Source organism: Planctomyces sp. SH-PL14, assembly GCF_001610835.1.
Classification (GTDB): domain Bacteria; phylum Planctomycetota; class Planctomycetia; order Planctomycetales; family Planctomycetaceae; genus Planctomyces_A.
The window spans coordinates 3,296,853-3,323,284 of sequence record NZ_CP011270.1; the positions used below are offsets into that span (position 1 = coordinate 3,296,853).

The 26,432-nt window shown below is 66.5% G+C and carries 17 protein-coding genes and 6 tRNA genes; 18 read left to right on the plus strand and 5 right to left on the minus strand.

The window, feature by feature from the left end:
- The first annotated feature begins 193 nt into the window (after window positions 1–193).
- Window positions 194–1,936 (plus strand): ExeA family protein, encoded by a 1,743-nt coding sequence (locus VT03_RS12780; protein WP_075093331.1) that lies wholly within the window; start codon window positions 194–196, stop codon window positions 1,934–1,936.
- 39 nt (window positions 1,937–1,975) lie between these two features.
- On the opposite strand, the gene VT03_RS12785 is transcribed toward VT03_RS12780, so the two are convergent.
- Window positions 1,976–2,962, minus strand: coding sequence for a helix-turn-helix domain-containing protein (locus tag VT03_RS12785; RefSeq protein WP_197489318.1), 987 nt, complete (start codon window positions 2,960–2,962; stop codon window positions 1,976–1,978).
- 507 nt (window positions 2,963–3,469) lie between these two features.
- On the minus strand, window positions 3,470–4,936 hold the full coding sequence (locus VT03_RS12790; RefSeq protein WP_075093333.1) for a DUF1501 domain-containing protein: 1,467 nt from the start codon (window positions 4,934–4,936) through the stop codon (window positions 3,470–3,472).
- Window positions 4,937–5,308: 372 nt separating this feature from the next.
- Between VT03_RS12790 and VT03_RS12795 the strand changes: the two genes are divergently transcribed.
- The 7 genes from VT03_RS12795 (at window position 5,309) to VT03_RS12825 (ending at window position 13,067) form a co-directional block, all read left to right on the plus strand.
- Entirely contained in the window at window positions 5,309–5,902 is a 594-nt protein-coding gene (locus VT03_RS12795; RefSeq protein ID WP_075093334.1) for a hypothetical protein, read from the plus strand.
- A gap of 144 nt (window positions 5,903–6,046) precedes the next feature.
- On the plus strand, window positions 6,047–7,144 hold the full coding sequence (locus VT03_RS12800; protein WP_075093335.1) for an FAD:protein FMN transferase: 1,098 nt from the start codon (window positions 6,047–6,049) through the stop codon (window positions 7,142–7,144).
- Between the two features lie 87 nt (window positions 7,145–7,231).
- Window positions 7,232–8,539, plus strand: coding sequence for a DoxX family membrane protein (locus tag VT03_RS12805; RefSeq protein WP_082846170.1), 1,308 nt, complete (start codon window positions 7,232–7,234; stop codon window positions 8,537–8,539).
- A 467-nt stretch (window positions 8,540–9,006) separates the two neighbouring features.
- Window positions 9,007–9,417, plus strand: a complete 411-nt coding sequence (locus VT03_RS12810; RefSeq protein WP_156514460.1) for a hypothetical protein — start codon at window positions 9,007–9,009, stop codon at window positions 9,415–9,417.
- Complete coding sequence (locus tag VT03_RS12815) at window positions 9,414–10,325, plus strand: CPBP family intramembrane glutamic endopeptidase (RefSeq protein ID WP_075093338.1); 912 nt, start codon at window positions 9,414–9,416, stop codon at window positions 10,323–10,325. The genes VT03_RS12810 and VT03_RS12815 overlap by 4 nt, the downstream gene beginning before the upstream one ends.
- Window positions 10,322–11,269 carry a hypothetical protein gene (locus VT03_RS12820; RefSeq protein WP_075093339.1) on the plus strand — a complete coding sequence of 316 codons (948 nt, stop codon included), beginning with the start codon at window positions 10,322–10,324 and terminating at the stop codon, window positions 11,267–11,269. The genes VT03_RS12815 and VT03_RS12820 overlap by 4 nt, the downstream gene beginning before the upstream one ends.
- Before the next feature lie 58 nt (window positions 11,270–11,327).
- A complete protein-coding gene (locus VT03_RS12825; RefSeq protein WP_075093340.1) occupies window positions 11,328–13,067 on the plus strand; it encodes a hypothetical protein in 1,740 nt (579 codons plus the stop codon).
- A 364-nt stretch (window positions 13,068–13,431) separates the two neighbouring features.
- Here VT03_RS12825 and VT03_RS12830 read toward each other — a convergent pair whose 3' ends face one another.
- Genes VT03_RS12830 through VT03_RS12840 form a run of 3 tightly spaced genes read right to left on the minus strand, consistent with a single transcriptional unit; the run spans window position 13,432 to window position 19,519 of the window.
- Window positions 13,432–14,883, minus strand: a complete 1,452-nt coding sequence (locus VT03_RS12830) for a DUF1501 domain-containing protein (RefSeq protein ID WP_082846171.1) — start codon at window positions 14,881–14,883, stop codon at window positions 13,432–13,434.
- Complete coding sequence (locus tag VT03_RS12835) at window positions 14,880–17,213, minus strand: serine protease (RefSeq protein ID WP_075093342.1); 2,334 nt, start codon at window positions 17,211–17,213, stop codon at window positions 14,880–14,882. The genes VT03_RS12830 and VT03_RS12835 overlap by 4 nt, the downstream gene beginning before the upstream one ends.
- A gap of 53 nt (window positions 17,214–17,266) precedes the next feature.
- Entirely contained in the window at window positions 17,267–19,519 is a 2,253-nt protein-coding gene (locus VT03_RS12840) for a DUF1549 and DUF1553 domain-containing protein (protein ID WP_075093343.1), read from the minus strand.
- Window positions 19,520–20,137: 618 nt separating this feature from the next.
- Between VT03_RS12840 and VT03_RS12845 the strand changes: the two genes are divergently transcribed.
- The 10 genes from VT03_RS12845 (at window position 20,138) to VT03_RS12880 (ending at window position 26,345) form a co-directional block, all read left to right on the plus strand.
- Window positions 20,138–21,526, plus strand: a complete 1,389-nt coding sequence (locus tag VT03_RS12845; RefSeq protein ID WP_075093344.1) for a DUF1501 domain-containing protein — start codon at window positions 20,138–20,140, stop codon at window positions 21,524–21,526.
- A 64-nt stretch (window positions 21,527–21,590) separates the two neighbouring features.
- Window positions 21,591–23,030 (plus strand): DUF1501 domain-containing protein, encoded by a 1,440-nt coding sequence (locus VT03_RS12850; RefSeq protein ID WP_075093345.1) that lies wholly within the window; start codon window positions 21,591–21,593, stop codon window positions 23,028–23,030.
- 542 nt (window positions 23,031–23,572) lie between these two features.
- Complete coding sequence (locus VT03_RS12855; RefSeq protein ID WP_082846774.1) at window positions 23,573–24,976, plus strand: PQQ-binding-like beta-propeller repeat protein; 1,404 nt, start codon at window positions 23,573–23,575, stop codon at window positions 24,974–24,976.
- Window positions 24,977–25,135: 159 nt separating this feature from the next.
- Entirely contained in the window at window positions 25,136–25,291 is a 156-nt protein-coding gene (locus tag VT03_RS33440) for a hypothetical protein (RefSeq protein WP_156514461.1), read from the plus strand.
- 128 nt (window positions 25,292–25,419) lie between these two features.
- A tRNA-Glu gene (locus VT03_RS33445) sits at window positions 25,420–25,492 on the plus strand.
- Between the two features lie 26 nt (window positions 25,493–25,518).
- A tRNA-Gln gene (locus VT03_RS12860) sits at window positions 25,519–25,589 on the plus strand.
- 114 nt (window positions 25,590–25,703) lie between these two features.
- Window positions 25,704–25,774, plus strand: a tRNA-Ala gene (locus tag VT03_RS12865).
- A gap of 48 nt (window positions 25,775–25,822) precedes the next feature.
- Window positions 25,823–25,895: transfer RNA gene (locus VT03_RS12870), tRNA-Glu, on the plus strand.
- 156 nt (window positions 25,896–26,051) lie between these two features.
- Window positions 26,052–26,133, plus strand: a tRNA-Leu gene (locus tag VT03_RS12875).
- Window positions 26,134–26,269: 136 nt separating this feature from the next.
- Window positions 26,270–26,345 (plus strand) — tRNA-Leu (locus VT03_RS12880).
- Window positions 26,346–26,432 lie beyond the last annotated feature (87 nt).

Here is a 26,432-nt window from a genome sequence, read left to right on the forward strand (position 1 = left end):
TTCCCACCGCTGCGGCTCGGCGGGAGCCTCGCCCTCCCTAAGGCTCCACCTCCCTCGGAGCCCTCCACAGGCCCCCGCGTCACCGGCGAATGCTGCCGTTCCCCGCTTTCCGCTGGAGTCCTACAACCGGCACGTTCGATCTTCTCCATACGGTCGACCGCGCCACCGGTCGTCGTTCCATGGAGGGATCGCAGTGTACGAGGCTTTCTACGGAATGCGGCACCGGCCCTTCTCGCCGGTCCCCCAGCCGGAGTGCTTCGTGCCGGTTCCGCACATGGCCCAGGTCCTGCACGACCTGGAAGCCTGCGTCCGCCGCCAGCAGGGGATCGCGGTCCTGACCGCTCCCGCCGGCGCGGGCAAGACCGTCCTCTGCCAGCAGCTCAGCCGCAAACTCGCCGGCGACTTCCGCATCGCTCACCTTCGCAACGCCCGCTTTCCGTCGCGCCGGGCCCTGCTCCAGGCGATCCTGTTCGAGATCGGCCAGTCGTACATCGGGCTCTCCGAACAGGAGGCCCGCCTGCGGATCTTTGAATCGATCCGCCCCGGTGCCGACTCCACGGATGCCCGGCCGCTCGTCGTCCTGCTCGACGAGGCCCATCTGCTTGCCGCCCGGTTCCTCGAAGAACTGCGGACCCTGGCCGACTACGAGGTCGACGGGGAGGCGCTGATCCGCATCGTCGTGAGCGGACAGATCCCCCTCGAGGAAACCCTCTCCGAGCCACCGCTCAGCGCGTTCAACCAGCGGGTCGGCTGTCACGCCACGCTCGAACCGCTGCGTGCGGACGAATCGGCGGAGTACCTGCGTTACCGGCTGGCCTGGGCCGGCGCGGAGATCGAGGGGCTCTTTACGCCCGGGGCCCTGTCGCTCGTGGTCCATGCCGCGGACGGCAATCCGCGGCGGATCAGCCAGCTCGCCGACCACGCCCTCCTGATCGGATATGCGGAAGAACAGCTCCCCGTGTCGCAGGGGACCGTTCAGAACGCCCTGATCGACCTGCGGGAACTTCCGCTCCACTGGAACGAACCGCTCTCCCTTTCGGAATCTGTCGACATGATCGATCTCCCCTTCGCCGACTCCGAGCTCCCGTTCCTGCCGGAGAGCGATGCGACGCTGCCGGTCGAACCGGTGGCCGACGCATCTTCGGACGAGGGGAGCGGCGAGGCCGCGGTCTTCGAGTGGGGCGGAGAGCCCTCATCCGCGGGCGACGCCGCCTGGAGAGGCGAGACCGCCAGCGCCCAGCCGACCTCAGCCGAGCCGGAAGCCGTCTACGAGCCCGCGCCGCGGTTCGAATGGCCGTTGTCGGAAGAGACCACGGAGCCGGGCGCCGCCGGCGTATACGAGACCGAACCTTCCCCGTCGACCCAGGCCGCGGATGAGACCGCCATGTACCAGATCCCGTACGAAGAAGTCCTGGTCGAGGACCGCTACGCCCTGCTGGACCGCAACGCCGAAGTCGGCCGCGCGGCCTACGTGGAGGTCCCTCCGCCGGCCGCGGCGGAGGTTCTCTCCTATGACGGGAGCGGCGAAGTGACGCTGCCGCACGGCGAGCTCTCGATCGAAGAGAACCTGCACGCCCTGCTTCAGTCGATGCGGGCCGAGGTCCTGGAGGCGATCAGCATTTCGGAGCCGCCGGCCTACGACGTCGTGGAGCCGGACGACGAGCCCGAGGCGGAGCCGGAGCTGATGCCGGTCCACGCCTTCCTGGAGGAGGCGGTCGTCGACACCGTCCCGGCCGCCGATCCGGTCGACCGCGTGACGCTGCCGATGCCCTCCGCGTGGATGGCGACGCAGACAGCGCCGGTCGAGCAGGTCGAGGCGGAGGTCGAAGCCGCGGCGGTCGCCGACGAGGCCCCGCGACGCTACGCACACCTCTTCAGCCGTCTCCAGCGGCAGCGGAGCAAGATGGAAGCGTTCTTCCGCCGCAAGGGCCGGTAATCCCGCGCGGGTCGCCGTCTGCGGAGCGATCGAAGCGGATCACCCGTTGCGGGTGCGCACCGGACGGCCGACGGGCTTGCCGTCCTTCCTGAGCGTTTCCGACGGCAGCTCGCCGAAGACCTGCCGGTACTCCTTGGCGAACCGCCCGAAGTCCCAGAAGCCGAAGCGGGCGGCGATCTCGGTCACCGAGCCCCCTTCCGGGCCGAGCTGCCTCAGGATCTTCCGCGTCTCGTGCAATCGCCTGAGGCGGATGTAGCGGGCCGGGGGGACGCCGTAGACTTCGCCGAAGACCGTCCGCAAGGTCCGCTCCGAGACGTCCGCCGCCTGGGCAAGCCGGTCCACCGAAGGGGCGACGTCGGAGGTCGGATCCAGGACGCTGAGCGCGGAGCGGATGATTGTGTCCCGCTCGACGGCGGGACGTCCGGCCGTGACGGTTATGGTCGGAGGAGGGCAGCCGAGGATCTCGCGGATCGCGGCGACGAACTGGTCGCGGAGGTCGACCCGGGAGGCGACGTGGTCCATGACCTGCGCGTCCTGCTCGCTCGATCGATTGAGGCCCTTGGCAAGGTCGCGGAGCTTGTCGACGAGCGGCTCGCCGGCATGCAGCATCGTCGCGGAGGCGTTCTTCGGCAGGCCGGGAAGGCTCTGGTCCGATTCATCGGAGAGGAACTCGCTCGGAACGAAGAGGGAGAACCACTCGTGGGCCTCTTCGCAGGAGAGCCGGAAGTCGGATCTCGGCGCTCCGATGAAGATGTCTCCCCGGTTCATCACGCCGCCGTTGGCCCGCACCTCGATCCGGGAGAGCGGGACAAAGACGAGGCAGCCGCTCGGATCGACTCCCCCTTCCGCGATGTTCCCGCCACCCTCATAGGCATACTGAAGGTGCAGTCCGTCGAGGAAGGTGTGCCGGATCTGCCAGATCGGCTTTTCCAGTTTGGGGATGGTAAACCGAACCTCAGCGTCCCGGACCGATGCGATATACGCTTCGAACTCCTTGAACTCCCGGTATTCCTGAAACTCGCTCATGGACATGAGCTACCCCTTCCCGCCTGAGCACGGCCCCCGCAGACCGTCACGCACCCGCATCGATTCCCGCTTATCCACTATATTGTACTCGGCGGACAATTTTGCCGGAAGTACGTATTCGGTTCCGGCTGAGACGTCATGATGTGTGCATGCCCGACGTCGGTCGAGCGGACGCGAGTGCTGGCCCGCCTCTCCTCCTGTTCCCGACGGCGGGCTTTTTCCTGCGCGGTGTTCGAAATCGGCTCCGAAGAATCGGGCGATCCGGATCGAAGGCATTCCGAATCGGGACGAACGGGCATTTCGCGGACGGGATTCTGTCCGGCGGCATGGAGATTTCGTCAGGTTCGACGATCCGGCTGTCTGTGCGAACTTTTCGCATTCGCGATCAAACGGCGCAGGTCCTGGTGAAACTTCTGTTGGACAGTCGGTGTTCCGCTTTCTCGAACGCGAAACCCAGGCCGCTTCACGAAGACTCCGTCGACTCGACAGGGGGATGATCGCGGAGGCTCAGGCGAGGATTTCGTGGATCGGCTTGCCGTGGTCGATATCGAGCCGCTTCCGGCCCGGGATCTCGAGCCTTCGGGAGTCGAGGCCGAGCTGTTTGAGAATCGTGGCGTGGATGTCGGTCACGTAGTGACGGTTCTCGACGGCGTGGAAGCCGATCTCGTCCGTCACGCCGTGGACCGTTCCTCCCTTGATCCCGCCGCCGGCCATCCAGACCGAGAAGCCGAAGATGTGATGGTCGCGGCCATCGGAGCCCTGCGTCCCCGGCGTGCGTCCGAACTCGCTCGCGAAGAGGACCAGAGTCGAGTCGAGGAGGCCGCGCTGCTTGAGGTCCTTGAGGAGTCCGGCGATCGGCTTGTCGACGGCGCGAAAATTCTTCTCGTGGTTCGCCTTGAGTCCGCCGTGCGCGTCCCACACCCCGGCGCCGCCGGCGCCGTGCTGGACCTGGATGAACCGCACGCCGCGCTCGATGAAACGGCGGGTCGCGAGCATCTGCATCCCGAAGTCCTTCGTCGCGGGATCGTCGAGGCCGTAGAGGGCCTGGGTCTCCTGCGTCTCCTGTTCGAAGCCGAGGGCATCCGGAACCGAGGTCTGCATCCGGAAGGCGAGTTCGTACGCCTTGATCCGCGCGGCGAGGGCGGGGTCGTCCGGGTACTCGACTCCCTTGAGGCGGTTGAGGTTGCCGACGAGATCGAAGCCGATCCGCTGTTCTTCTGAGCTGAGGCCGCGGGCGGACTTTCCGTAGTCGAGCGGGTTCTTCGGATCGACGCGGATCGGGACGGCGTCGTGGGCGGGGCCGAGGTAGTGGCCGTCTTTGGCGTTCCAGTATTCGCGGCTCCCCATGGAGAGGAATTGCGGGAGGTTGTCGTTGAGGGAGCCGAGGCCGTAGTGGACCCACGCGCCGAGGGTGGGGAACTCGCCGTCGAGCATGTGGCGGCCGGAGTGGAACTGGGTCTGGGCGCCGTGGTTGTCGTCGGTGGTCCACATGGAGCGGACGATGGCGAGGTCGTCGACGCAGCTCCCCATGTGGGGGACCCAGTCGCTCAGTTCGATGCCGGCTTCGCCGTATTTGCGGTAGCCGACCTGGAGGGGGTAGAGCTTGTTGCGTTGCTGGCCGTTGGCGTCGTTGATGACCGTGACGCGGGCGAGCTTGAGCTTCTCGGGGTTCTGGGCGTCGGCGTAGGGGGTTTCGCTGATGGACTTGCCGGCGTACTTGGTGAGTTCCGGCTTGGGGTCGAACGACTCCATGTGGGAGACGCCGCCGTTCATGAAGAGCCAGACGACGCTTTTGGCGCGGGGGGCGAAGTGGGGGAAGCCGTCGGGGGGCTGCCAGGGGGCGATTTCGTTGGCGCGGGTGATGCCGTCCTGGGCGAGAAGTGCGCCGAGGGCGAGGCCGGTGAATCCCATGCCAGCGTCGGCGAGGAAGTTGCGGCGGTGGATGCTGCCGGAGGCGGGGCGGGGGTGGGGCATGCGGGGCTCGGTGGTGAGGACGAGGGTCCGAGGCGCTGGCACGAGTTTAACCGGAAGCGAGAGGAGATGCTTCCTCCGATCGCTCGAACCTTGCCCTGGCCGGCACGACTCTGTTCGCTCGAACCCAACGTGCGACGGCCGCCTGGGGTCAAGGGGTTTCGACCCCTTGCCGCCGGAGGCACTTCCATGAGGAACCGTGGGACACAATGGACGTCCGCTTGGGGAAACCAGCGACGCAAAGCGAGAGATTGATCCGTGCCACTTCCCCCGACACAATGTTGCCGTTGATGTCGGCCAATCGATTCACGGGCCTCATCTCTCGTTCTTCGCGGCCGGGACGAGTCCGCTTCTCTCTTCTTCAGGGCAATACCAATGTCGAAGCCTTCCTCGGACGACGAGCGCGCCACAGCGACAGTGAAGATCTTCAAGGGGTCGACGACTCCCGCCTGCTGCGTCCTCTGTGGTGGTGACTCCAACAAGTCCTTTACGTTCGAGTTCCACAAGAAGACGTTCGGTTCTTACTTCGGGATGTTCGTCGTCGTTCTATCTCCGCTCTACGGCTACGCCATGACCAAGGAGGCAACCGTCTCCTGGTCGAAGCTGTTGCCTCTGTGTGCGGCACATTGGGAGCAAGCGGACCGGATGCGGCGCTTCTCCAAGTCCCTTGGAATCGTTGCGGCTGGAGCGGTGATCGCGGCAGTCTTCGTCATCGGGATCAATCCCTACCTGGCACTCGCCATTGTGCTGATGACGCTGATTCCGGCCGTCATCTTCCAGGCAAAGCGGCCTTCGCTGAACGTCGCGGAGGTGCAGAGGGAATACGTCGTTCTTCGTTCCGTTCCTCAACGCTTTGCGCTCGATTTTGAGAAGGCCAACGACGGTACTGAGTGGGCCGCCAGCTTCACCAGGCCGGCCGTTGCGAATGAGAGTCGTCAGGACAATCCGTTTGGGATCGAGGATGGCTGACGGACGCGGAGGGACGACGGGCCTCCGGCGGGCAAGGGGCCAAAGAAAACAACACAGGCCCCCTCTGCACTCCCCACCAGGGGTGGCCCCCTGGACCCCGGTGGGCTGGCGCATGCCGTGACACCCGACCGCTACAATCCCACCATGACCGACCCCGCCTCCTCCCGCCGCGAATTCCTCACCGGACGCTCCGCACTCCGACAAGTCGAACACGCCGGAAACCAACTCGCCGACCACCTCACCCACCGCTCCCCACCCGAGGCCGGCGCCACCATCCGCCTCGAAACCCGCGCCATGGCCTGCCCCTGGTGCGTCGTCCTCAACCCGGTCCTCCCCCAAACGGTCATGGCGGCCTCCCACGCCCTCGACCTCGTCCACATCCTCGAACAACAACTCACCGTCTACCGCGACGACAGCGAAGTCTCCCTCCTCAACCAGCAAGCCGCCTCCGCCCCCCAAGCCGTCGAAGAACGCCTCTTCCACCTCTTCGAACGCGCACTCGCCTTCCACCGCGAAACCGCCGGCGCCTTCGACCCCACCTCCGGCGAACTGATCCTCCTCTGGCGCCGCTGTCGAAACGAAGGCCGCATCCCCACCCAGGCCGAAATCGACGGCGCCCTCACCCGCACCGGCATGGACCGGCTCGTCACCTTCGACACCGAAACGCGGACCCTCGCCTTCCAGCAACCAGGAGTCCGCTTCGACCTCGGAGCGATCGGCAAGGGCTACGCCATCGACCGCATCACCGAAGAACTCCGGGACGCGGGCCTCGACGACTTCCTCGTCCACGGCGGCTTCAGCAGCCTCTACGCCCGGGGAGACCACAACGGCCAGGGAGGCTGGCCCGTCGGCATCCGGAACCCCCTCTTCACCGACCAGCGGTACGCCACCGTCCTGCTCCGGAACCAGGGAATGGCGACCAGCGGCTCGAACATCCAGTACTTCCGGCACGACGGGAAGCGGTACGGCCACATCCTCGACCCCCGCACCGGCTGGCCCGCCGACAAACTCCTCTCCGTGACCGTCCTAGCTCCCACCGCCGAAGAGGCGGACGCCGTCTCCACCGCCTTCTACGCCTTGGGACTCGAAAAGGCCCGGGAGTATTGCGATACTCACAGGTCCCTCGGCGCGCTGCTCATTCCGCCGCCCGCCCAGGGACGCACCCTCGAACCGGTCGTCTGCAATATCCCGGACGATGCCCTGTTCTTCGGAGCGGGCGAGATCGACGAAAGCGCCTGGTAAACCGCGTCATCGATCCCGCCGACATTGGACCAACCGCTGAACGCTGACGGCTGACCGCTGACAGCACCTCGTCCGAAAGATCGTGTTGTGAACGACCTGAAGCGTGTTTCCATCCTGGGCGTCCTGTTCCTCGTGATCCTCCGGATCTCGATCGGATGGCAGTTCCTGTACGAAGGACTCTGGAAGTACAACACGCTCCGCTCCAACACCCCCTGGACCGCAGACGGCTACCTCAAGACCGCCCAGGGCCCCTTCCGCGACACGTTCCGCGCCATGACCGGCGATCCGGATGACCTCGGCTGGCTCAACTACCAGGCGATGAGCGACAAGTGGGACCGCTGGGCCGGACGGTTCACGCAGCACTACGGACTCAACGAACAACAGCAGGGCCGTCTCCGGGCCCTCCTCGATCCTCCGGCGCAGTTCGAACGGGCGATCGGCGCGCTCCCCGCCGGCTTCGATCCCAAGGCTCTCCCCCCGGTCGCCAAGATCGAGGGCAGCAAGATCATCGTCACCGGACCGATCACGCCGCTGGAGATGGTCCAGCTCGAGAAGTCTCTCGGCGTTCAGGACCAGGGGGGCAAGTCCTACGCCATCGTGAACGAGTGGGGCGAAGTCCAGCGCGACACGGACAAGAACCCGATCCCCGTTCCGAAGGAGATCACCGACTTCCTGGCCAACATGGAGGCGGTCCGCAAGCAGGCCAACACGCTCACCTTCCGGCAGAAGCTGAAGGGCTCGCTGGCGGTCGACCCGGACCGGGTCGGCGTCGTGTGGGACCCCAAGACCCGCGACCTCCAGTACGGCCCGCCGCAGGGGGATGAGGGACGGAACGACATCGTCCGCTACGGCGAGATTCAGGAGTACAAGGACACGCTCGCCCAGTACGACAAGGCGCTCAAGCAGGCGAAGATCGACTTCCAGCTCGATCACGCCGAGCGGCTTGGCAAGCTCGTGGCGGAGAAGCGGGCCAAGCTCGTCGGCCCGATCCGGGCGATGGAGACGGAACTGAAGCTCGAGGCGACGAAGCTCCTCAGCGGCAACCAGATTGCTCGCGGCGCCGTTCCGCCGGAGAACACCCCCGGCTATCGGGCCAGTATGCAGGCGATGTGGGGGCTTCTGATTCTCGGGCCGCTGCTGATCCTCGGGCTGGGAACGCGTCTGGCGGCCCTCGCCGGGGCGGTGATGGTTCTTTCGTTCTACCTCGTGATGCCGCCGTGGCCCGGTGTTCCGCAGGCTCCTGGACCGGAGCATAGTTTTGTCGTCAACAAGAACCTGATTGAGGTTCTGGCGCTGCTGGCGATCGCGGCTTTCCCGACGGGAACGTGGTTCGGGATCGACGGCATTTTCTATCGGCTCTTTCGCCGGCCGACGGTCGAGACGATGAAGCGGTAAGCGGCTTTGCGGAGAGCCAACCGATTGGCCGCGTCCCTACACCGGGTCCAGGGGCACCCTGGTGGGGAGTGCAGAGGGGCAACGCCCCTTTGCCCGCCGGAGGCCTGGCCGTCGAGAGATGTCTGAAGGAGATCGTGTCCAAGCGCGGACACCGTGCCGTATGCCCCCCCACCAACACGCTGGGATTCCAGGGCGAGCGGTCGAGTCCTCTACGCCGGTACTACAAAGGGGACGTCCGTTGCTCACCACGGTTCCTCAACGAAAATGCCTCCGGCGGCAAGGGGGTGAGACCCCCTTGACCCCGGCTGCCGTCGCACGTTGGGTTTGAGCTACGGGCGTCGTGCCGGCAACGACATTGTGAATTCCCGACATGATTTCAAAGCCGCTCTGCACACCGGTTTGACACCGGCAAGCCCCCCGGTCAGCATGGCCGAAACCACGACTCTCTTGTGCCGCAGGCCCGCATCATGCCGGACGTGGAAGCCGAAGAAGACGACGGGCTGGGAAGTCTCGCCCAGTCCGGCCGCAAACAACATCTCCGCACCGCCCGGACGACGATGTTCGTCATCGGGGGGATCACCTTCGTCGCCAACCTGGCCATGGCCCTGGGGACTCAGGACGCTGCGCTCAAGATGACGGGCTTCGGGTTCGCAGGGGTCGGCTTCACCTACTTCATCCTCGGGGCCTTCATCTACGCGGCGCCGGTCGCCTGCACCATCCTGGCTCTCATCCTGTACGTCGCCGGCTGGGCCATCTCGGCCGCGATGAACCCCGTGATGCTCGCCAACAACATCGTCATCAAGATCATCATCGTGATGGCTCTCGTGCGGGCGGTTCAGGCCGCCATCGCCTACCAGCGCGAGGCGGTCGTCCTATGACGGATCGGGCCACCGGTGAGATGCCGTGGGACGGGAACGGACACGCCTTCAGCGGCGCGGCGCCGCTCCCCTCGCTCCTCGACCCCGCCCTGCCGCCGGCGGAAACGACGACCCGCGAATGCGGCCGCTGCCGCAAGCCCCACGATTCGGCCGCCCCCCGCTGCCCCACCTGCGGCGCCCGTAATCCCGACGCCACGGCGACTTCGCAATCCCATCCGCGCCCCGGGGGCACGGCGTCCGCCGCGCCCGACGCCCGGCCGAGCGATCTCCGCCCCTTCGCCGTCGTGATGTGGACGTTTGCCGCCCTCCTGCTGCAGTCGGTCCTGTTCGCCGTGATCGCGGCCGCCGGCGGACACGGAGACTTCGGCGTCGCGAGCCAGCTCACGTGGATCTCGATCCTCGAAGCGGTCGACACCGTCCTCGTCTTCCTCGCCGCCATGATGCTGTGGAACATCGCGTCGCCGCGCGATTCCCGGCGGCCGCTGCTCGCGTGGGTCGGCGCCTGGCCCGCACTCGCCGCGGCGCTCGCCATCAACCTGGGCTACCACCGCTGGTTCGAGGGGTTCGGCATCGCCACCCAGGACCTGCCGATCGACCAGCAGGATCCCCGCATGATCGCCTGGGCCTTCGCGACGGTCTGTATCCAGCCGGCCCTCATCGAAGAATGGTTCTTCCGCGGCCTCGCTTGGAAGACGTTCCGCGATCACATGGGGCCGCATGGAACGGTGTGGGTGATCGCCGTCATGTTCGGGCTCGCCCACGTCGGCGCGTTCCTGAGCGTTCCCGTTCTGATCCTGGTCGGCGCGCTCCTGGGATACGCCCGGCTGTACAGCGGCGGGATCGCACTCCCGATCCTGCTGCACTTCGTTCACAATCTTGTCGTCAGTCTGTGGGACGCGTGGAAATGATCGGTCGCATCTATCGGGTCGGGAGGCAATCGCCGCTCGTTCCGGCCTTCTGGGGGCTGCTGACGCTGGTCCTCGTCGCTCCCGCGGTCCTCGAACGCAATCCACACTGGGGACTGGCCGCGGTCCTGCCGGGCCTCTTCTTCCTCCGCTCCCTCCGACCCCTCGGGCGGCGCATGACGATCGAAGTTCAGGAGGACGGCCTCTACGAGACGGCCGAGGAGCGGCTGATTCCGTACGCCGACATCCAGTCGATCAAGATCGGCTACGTGACCCCTTCCTCGGCGGGCCGGATCCCGAACCGCAGGATCGACATCTCGACCGCGACGGAGCACCTCGTCGTCCCCGCCGGCCGCGACGCGGGCGAACTGTACCGGTTCCTGATCGACCGGATCCCGGTCGCCGGCCTCTACGAAGTCCCGGACAAGCTCCAGAAACACTGGAACAACGCCGTCACCCTGTTCGGGGAGGAGATGGTCTGGGGCTACGCCGGACGATCGTACTTCCCGCCGCTCAGCCGGGCTCGCGGGATCGCGGCGATCCTGGGGCTCACGTTCGTCACCTGGATCATCGGCGGCACGATGATCGGCCGTGACGGCGCCCCCTGGATGGCGATGGGGATCCTCGGCTTCGCCGTCAGCAGCATCGTGGTCCTGGCGACCTTTGCCTCGACGCCGGAGAAGCGGCTGCAGAAGCTCGCTCCCCTCTCCGGCCTCATCATCACCCCCCGCGGCCTTGCGATGGTCCACGGCGAGATCTCCGGAAAGCTCCGCTGGGATGAAGTCCGCAAGATCGAGATGCTCAGCGTCCGCCCGTTCGCGCTGGCCCGCACCCCGCACGGACTGGCAGTGACGGTCGACGGCGCGACGATCCTGGTCCCGGACGTTTTCGAGAAGCCGCTCGCCAAGATCCACCAGCAGCTTCTCTACTACTGGCAGAAGGGATAGCGTCCACGCGGAGGCGCTGTTGCGCCTCCCGTCTCCGACTCCCCAGGACTCGTCGCTCATGTCGCGTCTGTCGCACCCGCTTCGTCTCGCGTTGGCCCTCCTCCTGGGACTCTTCTGCAGCCGCCCGGCGCTCGCCGAGCTCAAGACCTGGGACGGCAAGCACTCGATCGACAAGATCGACGTCACGATCGTGTACTTCCTCCCCCGCGACCGCGCGCCGCTGGCGGACTGGAAGGATCGGGTCTCCTACTTCGCCAGGCGGATCGAGCAGTTCCACGCCCGCGAATACAACGGCCAGTCGACGCTCCGGACGATCGTTCATCCCGAGCCGCTCCGCTCCGCCCGCACGACAGAGCAGCTCCGCTCCGGCGACGGCGACTTCATCTTCTTCCAGACGCTCCGCGAGACCGACGAAGCCCTCCGCTTTGGCCAGGACAAGACGGAGGGCGCCTTCCCGATCCTGCTCGTCCTGAGCGAGATCAACTGGCGGCCGCTCGACGACTTCTACCGGCTCCGTCAAGAGGAGGGGAAACTCGTCTTCGAGGGGAACCTGAGCGGCGACCGGCACTTTCCTGGCTCCGGCCTCGGCGGGGCGCGGGCCACGTATCTCTCCCGCGAAGGGAAGGGATGGGGGCTCGTCAGTGCCGACGGCTGGCGGGTGCCGTACTGCGGCTCGGACTGCGTCGTCTACCACGAAGGGGTCGGCCACACGGTCGGCCTGCCGCACCCCGAGCCCGGCAACGGTTCCGTCATGAGCCTGGCGCAGTACCGGGGCTGGATCAGCGAGTCGTGGCTCGACGATGATCAGAAGCAGCGGCTGGGCTGGACGAAGCCGGAGACGCCGCTCGACCGCGAACGGGATCTCTACTCCGCGTTCCGGGCCCTCCCCGAGCCCAACGCTCCGGCGCCGGACGAGCCGGTCCGGCTGCGGCTCGACTGGCCGAAGGACGCCCAGGTCGCCTCCCTTCGCGTCCGCATCCAGACCGACGTTCTCGGTCCCTGGGTCGATGCCCCGACCGATCCGGCCGCGCCACAGTCGGTGTCGCTGGGGCGTTTCGATCGGCCCACACCCGTCAGCTACCGGGTCGATGCCGCGCTCCAGGGGGGCGAGCGAGTCGAGCTGTGGGGTTACTTCCAGGTCCGCGCGGAGCGGGGACAAACGCCGCTCCCTCCCGTGTCCCGTCCGTTGCCGGAGTTTGCCCGCAACACGGGAGCGTCTTCGACCGCCGCGACCGGCTCCAGCCCCGCGACCGGAGAGCCGGTCGACCTCCTGAGCCGCATCGACGTCGCGCGGGATACCGTCCAGGGGCAGTGGACGCTGGAAGAGGGCGTTCTCGAAAGCCCGAGCGCCTTCGGGGCGCGGATCGAGATTCCCTACGAGCCGCCGGCCGAGTACCGGATGATCGCCGTGGTCGAGCCGCTCGATGAGCCGAACGCCCTGATCCTCGGCCAGCGTTCCGGCGAGAACCGCTTCCTGACCCTCCTGAACTTCGGCGAGAAGGAGAAGGCCCTCTCGGCGCTCGAGAACGTGGACGGGAAGAATGTCGGAGCGAACCTCACCACGGTCGCGGGGCCGCTCTTGCACAAGGGGGAGCCGTCCCAGGTGATCGTGACGGTCCGCAAGACGGGGGTGGAGGTGAGTGTCGACGGCCGGCGGATCATTGATTGGGAGGGGAGTCCGGAGTCGCTGAGTCTGTCGGACTACTGGTCGACGCCGAATGCGAAGCATCTTTTTGTGGGGGCGTATGCGTGCCGGTACCGCATCTCGCGGCTGACGCTGGTGCCACTGAACGACTGATGTGGGAGGCGTGCACAGTCGCCGGACTCATCTCGCCGGAACGGCTATGCCACCTCAAACCCAACGTGCTACGGCAGCCTGGGGTCAAGGGGGCCACGCCCCCTTGCCGCCGGAGGCACTTCCTATGAGGAACCGTGGGGCACAACGGACGTCCCCTTTTTGGCACCACCGTTGAGGACTCCCTCACATCACACCGCTGGCCTTGCAATCCCTGTGGGTTGGTAAGAGGGGGCATACGGTACGTTGTCCAAGCTTGGACACGTACTCCTTCAAACAGTTCTCGACGGCCAAAGCCTCCGGCGGGCAGGGGGTGGCCCCTGCACGCCACCAGGGCATCCGCCCTGGACCCGGTCGAATTCTCTTCTCAGCCCATCAGTTCCGCGATCGGACGGCCGTGATCCACAATCGGCGTCGGACGACCATTGAAGTCCTTGATGAACGTCTTCGTCGAGTCGATCCCCAGGTGGTGGTAAATCGTCGCCAGGAAATCGCCTGGACCACAGATCCGCTCGATCGAATCCTCGCCCCGCTTGTCGGTCGCCCCGACAAACCGGCCCGTCTGGATTCCCCCTCCCGCCCAGATGTTCGAGAACGCCCGCGGCCAGTGGTCCCGGCCTGGCTGAATCGTCCCCGCCGCGGCGCTCGCATTCCCGGCGCCGGTGCTGGGGGAGTACTCGATCTTCGGCGTCCGGCCGAACTCTCCCGTCACGCAGACGAGAACCCGCTTGTCGAGACCCCGCTCGTAGATGTCCTCGATCAGGGCGGAAACCGCCCGGTCGTAGACTTCCGCCCGGAACCGCATCGCGTCGAAGACGTGATGGTTCACGGCGTGGTCGTCCCAGTTCTGCACCCGGCCGCAAAGCGGACCGCTCAGGCTCGTCGTCAGGATGTCGACCCCGGCCTCGACCAGCCGGCGGGCCAGCAGCAGCTGCTGCCCCCAGGCGTTCCGGCCGTACCGGTCGCGAACCTTGTCGTCCTCGCGCGACAGATCGAACGCCTCTTTCGTCTTGGGGTTCGTGAGCAGCGTCATCGCCTGGACCTCGAACTCGTCGAGGGCCGCCAGCTCCCGCTGCTGATCGAACGTCCGCTCGAGCGTGTCGAGGTTCCGCCTCAGCTGCGAACGGCGATCCAGGTGCTGAACTTCGCCGGCGTCAGTCAGGCCGATGTTCGGCACCGAGAAGGTCGGCGCGCTCGGGTCGCCTGTCACGACGAACGGCGAACAGGCGTCGCCAAGATAGGCGGGCCCGTTGTACTCGAGCGGCGGATTGACTCCGACGTATCGCGGAAGCGGGTTCGTCCGCGGACCGTCCTTCGCCCGCATGTAGTTGGCGACCGTCATCCAGTCCGGGTACTTCGGTTTCGGCTTGTCGCGAGTGTCGGGATCGCCGGAGAGGAGCTGCATCGACCCCGCCGGGTGTCCGCCCGCGGTCTGCCGCATCGAGCGGAGGACCGTGAACTTATCCGCGATCGCGGCATGCCGGGGGAGAAGCTCTGTGAACTGGAGCCCCGGGACCTTCGTGTCGATCACGTCGAACGGTCCGCGGTACTCAGACCCGGCGAAGGGCTTGGGATCGTATGAGTCGATGTGCGACAGCCCGCCGGGCTGCCACACCATGATCACGGCGTTCTTCTGCCGCGCGGGGGCCGTTCCGGTTTCGGCGGCCTGCAGGCTGTTGTGCGCCTGGAGGCGAAGCACCCCCGGCAGGCTCATCGTGGCAAAGCCCGCGAGCCCGGTCTGGAGGAAAGCGCGGCGGCGCGTTGCCAGCCCCCGCGGACCGGCGCAGTGAACAGGAGGGGAAGGTTGAGCGTGACTCATTTGGTCTCCGCGGGAAGGACTCGGATCGCGATCGGTTCCGAGACAACAATGTCCACGATATCCGTCGGCTGCGCTTTCGTGGTGGCGTTCTTGAGCGTCTGATCGGCGGCAGCCAGCGTGGCGGCAGCCGCTTTCTGCTTCGCCTGGAGGTCGACGACCGCGGCATCCGCCGCCATCTTGGCCTCGGCCGTCTTGGCCGCCTCGGCGGCTTCGACTTTGGTCGCTTCCGCGGCGGCGGCCTTCGCCGCTTCGGTCGCCTTGAGGAGATCGGCGTCGACCGCCTTGAGGTCCGCCTCCGCCTTGCTCTTCACCAGCTCCGCGGCGGTGACCGCCTCCGGATGGTGGCGGTACTTGGCGACGGCGCTGCCGTAGAAGGCGATCTGGTAGTCGCCGGGAGGCGTCTTGAGCTTGGCGAGGTCGATCACCGCTTCAGAGGCGTCGGCCGTCAGCGGGACCGTGAACGGGGCGTTCGCCTCGAAGCCGCTGCCGAAGGTCTTGAGCGACATCGTCGCCCCCGAGAACTCGCTGCGACGGGTCTGGACGAGCGGAATCTTGAGCGTCGTCCCCGCCTTGGCTTCGATCGGATCGCGGGTCGTCGGAGCGATCGTCAGGGGGGCGAAGTCGTGTCCGCTGACCGAAACCGGAATGTCGACCGAGAGCCGCGGATAGGGGATCTCACCCCAAGAGTCGGGAATCGGCCACGCGTAGGTCGCCAGTCGGCAGGGATGAGTCACGGCCGCGCCGTCGATCGTCGCCCGGCCGGTGAAGGTGGCGCTCGCCAGGGCCCGGGGGGCGGTCTGCTCGGCGCTCACCACGAGGATCCCGCGGTTCTGGCCGGCGGGAATCTTGAGTCCCTGCGCCCGGACCCCCGCGGGAAGGTTCTCCATCACCAGGTCGATCTCTCCGCTGAACCCGTCCCGACGGATCGCGACGACTTCCAGGGCCATCGCGCCCCCGTTGCGGAGAGCGAGTGGTTTCGTCAGGGCGTTCCGGTCGCCGTTGCGGAGCTCCATGTGGAGCGGCCACGCCACGACGGCAAAGTCCGGCGCGGCTTTCCGGATCACCATCCGGTAGACGTTCCGCGGATCGTTCCGGGTCCCGCCGAACAGGTCGGTGATCTGCAGCCGGTGAAGGCCGTCCTGCTGGATTGTCAGCTTGCCGAGGATGTCGGCCGAGCCGGCATTGAAGGGAGGCCCGTCATAGGCGTAGCCGTTGCTCGAGACCTTGACGGGGCTCGGGATGTCGGTGAACTCGGCGACGTCGGTCAGCGTCTCCTTGCCGTCCGCAACCGCGACATGCTGGACCAGGACATTCGGATCGGTCTGGAGGCCGAACCGCTCCGATGCGACTTCGACCCACCACTCTTCGCCCTTCTTGGCTTCGAACTCGAACATGTCGACGTCCGCCGCCAGGGCGAAGCTGCCGGAGACATCGCACGGGAGCGTGATCTTCTGGACGTGGGCGGGATCGTTGTTCGGCTCCGCTTCGGCGAGCGGCGCCTGTTCGGGGAGGCCGGTCGGGGGCCACGAGAAGGCGTTGACCGGCTGGGTCGAGGGATGCCGGGCGATCGCCGCTCCGGCGGGGACGTCCTGGACGATGAGCCGGTAGAAGCAGTCGCGGCCCCCCTTGAAGGTCAGCTCGTGGACCTTGACGACATACTTGCCGTCTTCGGGGACGCTGAAGTCGAGGAGGCCGCCGCGGCGTTCCACCAGCAGGTCGTGGCCGGCGGAGTCGCCGATGATCACGACCGCGTCGAGCTTCGAGTCGATCCCGCGGGTCGCGCACTCGACGCCGATCCGCTGGCCCTTCTTCGCTTCGAACTGGTAGTGGTCGATCGCCCGGGCCGTCATGGCGGCGTTGCAGACGGAGTTGACCTGGATCTCCTTCGCGGTCGCGAGGGTCGTGTTCGGCGTCGTGACCGCCGCTTCCGGGAGCGTCCCGACCGCGAAGACGCGGGACGAGGACATCCCGAGCCGGGTCATGACGCGGGCCTCGTAGAGTCCCGGCGGACAGTCAGCGGCGATCGAAACGACGTACTTGTTCGGCTCGATCTTTCCGGCGGCATCCACCTTCATCGCGGCGGTGAGCCGCGGGTCGGAGAACGTCAGCGTGTCGGCATCATCAAGATGTTCCCCGGCGATGACGATCTCGACCGTCGTGCCGACCTGTCCCCCCATCGGGACCGTGGTCAGGAGCCGCGGAGCGGGCAGGCAGACGGACTGCGCGGAGGCCAGCGAAGGAGCGAACAGCGTCGCAACCGCGAGGAGGAGAGTCGGTCGCAGGAAAGAAGCACTCTTCACGTTGCCGGCCTGTTCACTTGGTTTCGTCATCACACTCTCCCGCGACCGCTTCCTGCTACCCACGACCAGCTGCCCACAACTCACTAATGATTGAACAGAAACTCTTTGGTGTTGATCAGCGCCCAGACGAGGTCCTGGAAATTCTCGTTGGCTGCCTTGGCCGGATCGACCGGTTTCCCGTCCTTGTCGACGCGGGGCTCTGCCAGGTAGTCGAGCGCGGTCTTGAGTTCGTCGGACCGGGGAGCGCGGGAGAAGGCGGCCAGGTACAGCTCCTGGACCTTCTCTTCATTCGGCCGCATCTCCTTGGCGAGCTTCTGCGCGCGGCCGGTCGGGCTGGCCAGCTTGCCCTTGATGTCGGCCGCGTTGAGGAGGTGCAGGCTCTGAGCGAGGCTCGAGGACTGGACCCGTTCGCACTCGCAGACGCTCTCCCCTTCCGGCCGGCCGAAGACCCGCAGGAACGGTGAGGACCGGTTGTAGCTGTTGTCCGGCAGGGCAACCGCGCGCGTTCCGGCAGGGAGGTTCGCGAAGTCAGTCTGCGTTCCGGCAACCCGGTCGATCGCGTCGAGGAGGACTTCGGCCTGGAGCCGCTTCGGGTAGTGCCGCGAGTAGTTCTGACGGTCGGCCAGATTGTGGTCGTTCGGGATCGCACTGAGCTGGTAGGCGCTCGACTGCGTGATGACCTTGACCAGGGCCTTGAGGTCGAAGCCGCTGGCGACGAAGTGCTTTTCGAGGGCAGCGAGGAGCTCCGGATTCGTCGGCGGGTTCGTGTCCCGGATGTCGTCTTCGGGCTCGATCAGGCCGCGGGTGAAGAAGTGCTTCCAGTAGCGGTTGACGAGCGCCTTGGCGAAGAACGGGTTCTCCGGCCGGCTCATCCAGTCGGCCAGCTTCAGCCGCGGGTCCTGGTCGGGCAGAATGTCCGGAATCGCGTCGCCGAGCGCGGCGGGTTTGACCGCCTTTCCGGTCTTCATGTTCGTCGCGGCCGCCACTCCCCGCTTGTGGAAGATCAGGTCCTGCTCGCGGACGCCGGAGGGCTTGCGACCGACCTGGCTGAAGAACGCGGCGAGCGCGTAGTAGTCGTCCTGGCTCCAGCGCTCAAAGGGATGATGGTGGCACTGGGCACACTGCATCCGGACGCCGAGGAACAGCTGGGCGACGTCCTCGATCTGCTGCTTCGGTTCCTTGACCCGCTTGTACCAGGCGACCGGCGGGTTGGCGATGATCGTTCCGGTCGCCGCCAGAAGTTCGCGGACGAACTGGTCGTAGGGCTTGTTCGCCAGCAGGCTGTCGCGGACCCAGGCGTGGAAGGCGAAGTTGCTCGTGATGTCGCTGGCGTCGTCGCGGCGGTTCTTGAGGAGGGCGGTCCACTTGGTGGCGAAGAAGTCGGCGTAGTCGGGGGTCTTGAGCAGCTCGTCGATGACGCGGTCGCGTTTCGCCGGATCGGAGCTTTCGAGGAACAGCTTCGCTTCTTCGTCAGTCGGGAGGCGGCCGGCGATGTCGAGAGTCACGCGGCGGAGGAACGTCGCGTCGTCGCAGAGGGCCGAGGGGGGAACGCCGATCCCTTTGAGGTTGGCGAAGACGAGTTCGTCGATGAAGTTTTTCGATGGCGGGAGCGAGTCGACCGGGGCTCCCAGCGGGATCGAGCCGCGGAAGACGGCGACGTTCCCCTGATAGCGGACCATGACCGCCACGTTGCCGGAGATGTCGTGCGTTTTGACGAGACCGTTGCCGGAGACTTCGGCGAGGGCTTCGTCGTTCGGCTCGAAGAGGGCCTGACCGGTCACGTCACGAGTCGTGCCGTCCGCGTAGCGGGCCACCGCCTTCAGGCTCTGCTCGCTCCGGCGGGGGATCGTGCCGCTGGGGGGCTGGACTTCGATAGAGACGAGCTTGGTGGCGGTCTCGCGGTCGTCCTTAGCTCCCTGGGAGATCCAGTCGTGGAGGATGCGGTAGCCTTCCGAGTCGCGGGGGAGCCGGACGCCACCGCCGTGGGGGACGCGTCCGGAGGCTTTCTGGAGGATCAGGCTTTCGTCGGGGGAGGGGGCGGCGATGCGGCGGCCGCGGCTCTCTTTGACGAGGTGCTCGTAGTCTTCGGCCGGTTCGAAGCCGAGGAGGGAGAGTTGGAAGCCGCGTTGGCCGCCCCCCGCCTTGGCGTGGCAGAAGCCGATGCTGCAGCCGGCTTTGGTCAGGACGGGCATGACGTCGTTGACGAAGCTGACCGGGGGTTCATCCGCCTGGAGCGGGCTGGCGAAGCCGAGGCAGAGCAGGGCGAGAGTGAGCGTCACTGTTCGCGGAGCGCGAACCCGGACGTGGCGCAGCAGAGGAAGATCGCGCTGGGGCATGGCGACTCAGCAGGCAAACAGCCCGGGCGGGCCGGAGTGGCGGGGCAGGGGCGGTGGGCGGAAATCAGGCAGGTCGGCGAGGGGGAGGGAGCGCTCAAGAACCTCCTCGGCCGGAATATCAAGAAACTTTAATGCGATGGGGTGACGATCGTCAATCAATTCGGGACGCGGGTGTTTGTGAGGGTGGTTGTCCTGGTCGGGTCCAGGGGGACCGTGGTGGGGGATGCAGGGGGGCCTGTGTTGTTTTCTTGGCCTCTTGCCCGCCGGAGGCTTGTCTCGTCGGACAACGTCGGAAGGAGTGCGTATCCAAGCGCGGACACGGTGTCGTATGCCCCCTCACCAACCCGCGGGGACTCCAAGGCGAGCGGGGACCGCGAAACGCCGGCTCCATAAAGCGGACGTCCGTTACTTACCACGGTTCCTCAAAGAAGCGCCTCCGGCGGCAAGGGGTTGCCCCCTTGACCCCGGCTGCCGTGGCACATTGGGTCTGAGCAATGGAAGCCGCGCCGGCCGGAACGACTCCCTTCAGCTCAGGAGGCCTGCAGTTGACGGCCCCCGAACGCCGATGGCACACTATGACCCATTAATGCAGCCCGATGCGTCCCGTCGGAAGCGGCCATGCTCTCCCTCTTCAATCCCAACGCCCCGGTCGGCCGTCGGGCTATGCTCCGCGCCGGGACGCTGGGGCTCGGAGGGTTTTCGCTCTCGCACCTCCTGGGCCTGAAGTCCCAAGCCGCCACCGCTGACCTCGTCCGCAACAAAACGGTCGTCTTCCTCTTTATGCAGGGAGGACCGAGCCAGATCGAAACTTTCGATCCCAAGATGTCCGCTCCCGCGGGGATCCAGAGCGCGACCGGCGAAATCCAGACAACCGTTCCGGGAATGACCTTCGGCGGGACCTTCCCGCTCCTGGCCAAACAGGCCCACCGCCTCTCCATCGTCCGCTCGTTCGTCACCGGCGACGGCAACCATGACATCAAGCCCGTCCTGACGAACGGCCTGTATAAAGCGTCGCTCGGCTCGATTTACTCCCGCGTCGCCGGGCCCATGCACCCCGTCAACGGGATCCCGCGGAGCGCGATGCTCTACCCGGCCGCGGTCGACACCTCCGCCAAGAAGGAGACGACGAGCTTCGGCAACCACGCCGACCCCGGCGTCCTGGGGAGCGCCTTCACGCCGTTCCTCCCCGGCACCGGGCCGCTGAACGACAACATGCGGCTCAACCTCCCGGAAGACCGCTTCACCGACCGCCAGTGGCTCCTGCGGCAGCTCGACCGGATCAACCGGGAAGTCGACAGCGGCGCCCTCCTGACCGGGATGGACAAGTTCCAGGTCCAGGCCGCCTCGACGATCCTCAGCAACGTGGCGGACGCCTTCAACCTCTCGAAGGAAGACCCCCGTCAGATCGCCCGCTACGACACCGCCCCGCTCATGACGCCGGACCAGATCAGCCGGCAGTGGAACAACCACCCGCACTACGTCTCGCACGTCAAGACCCTCGGAAAGCTGATGCTCCTGGCGCGGCGGCTGTGCGAGTCCGGAGTCGGGTTCATCACCGTCACGACCGACTTCGTATGGGACAACCACGCCGACTCGAACAACGCCGGTGTCGAAGAGGGGATGCGGTACTGCGGCCACCCGTTCGACCACGCGGTCAGCACGTTTATTGAAGACCTCCACCAGCGCGGCCTCAGCGACAAAGTCCTCCTCGTCTGCTGCGGCGAGATGGGACGGTCGCCGCGACTCAACAAGCGCGGCGGCCGCGACCATTGGGGGAACCTCGCCCCGCTCCTCGTCAGCGGCGGCGGGCTGGCGATGGGAAAAGTCATCGGCCAGTCGACCCGCGACGCCGCTGAGCCGCTGTCCGAGAAAGTCACGATCTCCAACCTCCTCGCGACGCTCGGCGAGGTGATGTTCGAGGTCCCGCAGATGCGGCTCCGCCCCGATCTGCCGGCCGACCTGGTGAAGCTGTTTGCCGAGAGCCGTCCGATTCCCGGACTGACCTGAGACCGATCCAAGGGCCCGCTCCGCCTCCCGCGCGGCCTGCTCCTGAAATAGAAACTTTCGAACCATGAACGGTGCCGATCGCCACGCGGCCCTCGCAACGAGCCGCCGCGGATTTCTCGTCGCTTCGACGGCCGGGATCGCCGGGATGACGTTCGGTCGTCCGACGCTCGCGTCCCCCGCGGCGCCGGTCGCCGCCACGGCCAGCGGCAAGCCGGCCAAGTCGACGATCCTGTTCTTCCTGTGCGGCGGGGCCTCCCACCTCGATATGTGGGACATGAAGCCCGACGCTCCGCTGGAGTACCGGGGTCCGTTCGACCCGATCCCGACATCGGCGCCGGGGATGTACCTCAGCGAGCACCTGCCGCTCCTGGCGAAGCAGGCCCATCACCTGGCGCTCCTGAACTCGGTCGGAGCGACCGTCAACACGAACGACCACCACGCCGGGTACTACCACAACCTGACGGGCCACGTCCCCGATCCGACGTTCATCTCGCTCGGCAACAACCGGACGCCGATGCCGGACGACTGGCCGTTCATGGGCTCGGTCGTCGCGTCGCGCCGCCCGGCGCACGCCCAGCTTCCGAACCTGATCACGCTGCCGCACAAGCCGAGCAAGGCTCCCTATACCCGTCCGGGGCAGTTCGCCGCGCGGCTGGGGATCGAGCACGATCCGCTGTACCTCGAAGGGAGCCTCAAGGAGCCGCTCAAGTTCCAGTCACCGGCGCTGATGCTCGACGGCAACACCTCGGCGGCGCGGCTGACCGATCGACGGGCTCTTCTGCGGAACGTCGACGAGGCCCGTCGTGACGGCGAGCGGTATGCGACCGCCGGCATCTGGAACCGTCAGCAGGAGCGGGCGTTCACGCTCCTCATGTCCTCCAGCACGGCGGATGCCTTTGACGTTTCCCGCGAGACGCCGAAGCTCCGCGCGCGGTACGGCGAGACGGTCAACGGGATGAGCCTGCTTCTGGCCCGGCGGCTGGTGGAGGCGGAGGTGCCGTTCATCACCGTCTTCTGGAAGGAGAACGAAGAGAAGCTGGCCAAGAAGTGTGCCAGTGCCGGCGGGTGGGACACGCACGGCAACAACTTCAACTGCCTCAAGGAGGATCTGCTGCCGGAGTTCGACCGCGCCTTCTCCGCGCTGATCGAGGATCTGGCCGACCGGAGGCTTCTCGACTCGACGCTCGTGATGGTGACGAGCGAGATGGGCCGGACGCCCAAGATTGGGGACCGCCGCTCGGGCGGCGTGAACGGCGCGGGGCGGGACCACTGGACGCATTGCCTGACCGATGTCATGGCGGGTGGGGGAGTCCGGGGCGGGCAGGTTTATGGTTCGAGCGACCGCTTTGGCGAGTATCCGGCGAGCAAGCCGATCACGCCGGCGGATGTGACAAAGACGGTTTATCACGCGATGGGTGTTCACGATCTGGAGGCGGTTGATCCGCAGGGTCGTCCGTACAGCCTCCTCGCCGAAGGGTCTCCGGTGACGGAGCTCTTCGGATAAGGGTCGAGTCGGTGCGCGGGGGCTTGCTTCCGCGCACCGGCTCGGTCTCTTCTTGTTCAAACCGCGTCCTTGCCGACGCAGTTCCCATTGCTCAAACCCAACGTGCGACGGCAGCTGGGGTCAAGGGGGTCTCACCCCCTTGCCGCCGGAGGCACTTCCATGAGGAACCGTGGTAAGGAACGGACGTCCGCTTTGTGGGACCGGCGTCGAGGACTCAACGCTCGCTTTGAAATCCTCGTGGGTTGGTGAGGGGGCATACGACACGGTGTCCGCGCTTGGACATCGACAGCTTTCGATGGTTCTCGACGAGACGGCCTCCGGCGGGCAAGGGGCGTTGCCCCCTTGCATCCCCCACCAGGGGTACCCCCTGGACCCCGGTCGGCTGTCCTCTCGGCTGAATCCCGCGTGAAGCCACGGGGGCCAGTCCCCTTTTTCGCTACTTTTCCGGTCCGTCCACCCTCCGACCGGGTTTCACCAGAGGGAAACCCCGCGCCGAACGCCCCATATCGGCCCGTCCCATGGACTCGACGAAGGAAAACACGATGCGATCGATCCGGATCCTGGGCAGCCTCGCCCTCACCAGCACCCTGGCCTGCAACTTCGCCTGCAACTTTGCCTCGGCCAGCGACTGGCCCCGGTTCCGCGGACCCAACGGCAGCGGAGTCAGCCTCGACGCCGCCCCCGCTCCCGAAAAATGGAGCCCGGACGACGGCGTGAAATGGAAGGTCGCTCTCCCCGGCGCTGGAGTCTCCTGCCCCATCGTCGTCGGCGACCGGATCTTCGTCACCTGCTACACCGGCTACGGCGTCGACCGCGGCAACCCCGGCGATCAGAAAGACCTCAAACGACACCTCGTCTGCATCGACCGCAAGACCGGCCAGATCGCCTGGACGAAAACCGTCGACGCCGTCCTCCCCGAAGACCCCTTCGCCGGCGCCGGCGTCCCCGAACACGGCTACGCCTCCCACACCGCCGCCTCAGACGGCCAGCGGGTCTACGCCTTCTTCGGCAAGAGCGGCGTCTACGCCTACGACCTCGAAGGGAAGGAACTCTGGCACGCCAACGTCGGCAAGGGCTCTGACCCCCGCCGCTGGGGCTCCTCCTCCAGTCCGATCATCTACCAGGAGACCGTCATCGTCCCGGCCGGCCCCGAGAGCGGAGCCATCGTCGGGCTCGACACCGCAACCGGCCAGGAGAAGTGGCGGGCGGAATCCGAATCGCTCGGCAACGTCTGGGGAACCCCCGTCGCCGTACCGGTCAGCGCCGACCGGACCGACATCGTCATCGGCGCTCCCTACGAGATCTGGGCAATCAACCCGTCCAACGGGAAGCTCAAGTGGTACTGCGAGGCGATGCCCTCCGACCAGTTCAACTCGAGCGTCGTGGCGGGCGATGGGGTCGTGTACGCCATCGAAGGTCGCGGCGGCGGATCGATCGCCGTCAAAGCGGGGGGCTCCGGCGACGTAACGAAGGACCACGTCGTCTGGTCGGGAGGCGACTCCAGCCGCTTCGGGACGCCGGTCGTCTATGAGGGACGGATCTACTTCTTCAACGGCGGCGTAGCGAACTGCATCGACGCCGCGACGGGCGACAAGATCTTTCAGTCGCGCCTCCGAGGGGGACGGCCTGGCGGCAACGCCGGCGAAGCGGGCCGCGGACCGGGCGGTCCCGGCGGGGGCCAGGGTGGTCCTGGCGGCGGCCCGGGCGGCCGGCGCGGGTTCGGCGGCGGAAGCGACTATTCGTCGCCGGTCCTGACGGACGGCAAGGTGTACTACACGACCCGCGGCGGCGAGACCTACGTCCTCAAGGCGGGCCGGGAGTTCGAACAGCTCGCGGTGAACCGCGTCACCGACGATACCGAGGTCTTCAGCGCCACTCCGGCGATCAGCAACGGAGAACTGTTCCTCCGCTCGGACAAACACCTCTACTGCGTGGGAGCCAAGTAGCGGGATTCTGTCGCCGCTCAGATTTTTGCGCGAACATTTTCCGCGCGGCGCGCATCTCATTCGTACGGGCGATGAGATCGTCCCCCGGCCGGCGGTGTTCGCCGGCCTGTCCGCTCTGCTGGACCTCCCGTTCATGATCATCATGAACGTTCGAACCCGATGAGCATCATGAACAGCCAGTCGCGTCTCCTACGCACCGCTCTCCTCCGCTTCCTGCGGGAGGCCGCCGCCTTGCGCCGGTCCCTGGCCGCCCGCAGCCAGCGGGAACAGGAACGGAGCGCGCTCCTGGAGCGGATGCAAGAGCGACTGACGTGACACGGCCCCCCGGCCATCTACGAGCCATCACGGCCCGGTGTCACGAACAGGACACCGGGCTTTTTCTTTGAATCGCCCGGGACCTGTTTCACCGGTCACGCTCTCTCGACCAACCGGTTCGCTGCTTCGGCCCGTTCGACTTCTGGTGAGGTTGCCAGCCTTTCACGCTGGCCAGGTTGGGTTCGAATCCCACACGGGTCATGTCGTGCGCTGAGAGTGCGCGCTCATGCGGGATCGTCCAGCGGCAGGACGCGATCCTCTGAAGATCGAGACGCTGGTTCGAATCCAGCTCCCGCAATGGAAGGAAAAGAGTTCTCAGTTTTCAGTTTTCCGTTCTCAGCCAGAAGGGCGGATCCCGACCAACCCCGTTCTGAACTGACGACTGAAAACTGACAACTGAAAACTCCCCCAAGGGCTCATCGTCCAACAGGAAGACGCCGGTCTTGCAAGCCGGAGATTCGGGTGCAATTCCCGGTGGGTCCACTCATTTGAATGACCGCGGGGGTGCATCGCTCCACCGCCGCGGCGTCCGGCCCGTTCGTCTAGAGGTTCAGGATACCGGCCCCTCAAGCCGGTGACGCGGGTTCAAATCCCGCACGGGTCACTACGGGAGGGCGAGGCTCCCGCCGAGCCACAGCGGTGACGGACGTCCCCAACGGCGACTTCCCGTCCCGACATCGATCGCGTCGGGCACCGGCGCGGCTCAGCAGGAGCTTCGCCCTCCCGACAGGCACGAGCACTCACTTCTGCACGTGCCTTCGACCAGGTGGTGTAACGGTAGCCACGCGGCGCTCAGAACGCCGTGCCGTCAAGGCGTGGGAGTTCGACTCTCCCCCTGGTCACTGACAGAGAAGTTTCCCTGCAGGCAGGGCTGGTGCCCGACCCGCTTTCATACGGCGGGGAGCCCGGATCGTTCCCGGGGTCTGCAATTGAGTCGCGAGTTGTCAGTCATCAGTCGTCAGCGATGGCGGCTGTTGCGGTCGAGTACGCAAACGGGAAAAGCGGCCAGGTCGAGAGCCTGGTGACTTTGTGGGTTCGACTCCCACCTCGGCCACTGTGGGTTCGCCCGGTCCTGGTGTTACGCGTCGTACAAAAAGATCTCACGATTGGACCGACGAGCCCTGGTCCTGAAGCCTCCCCT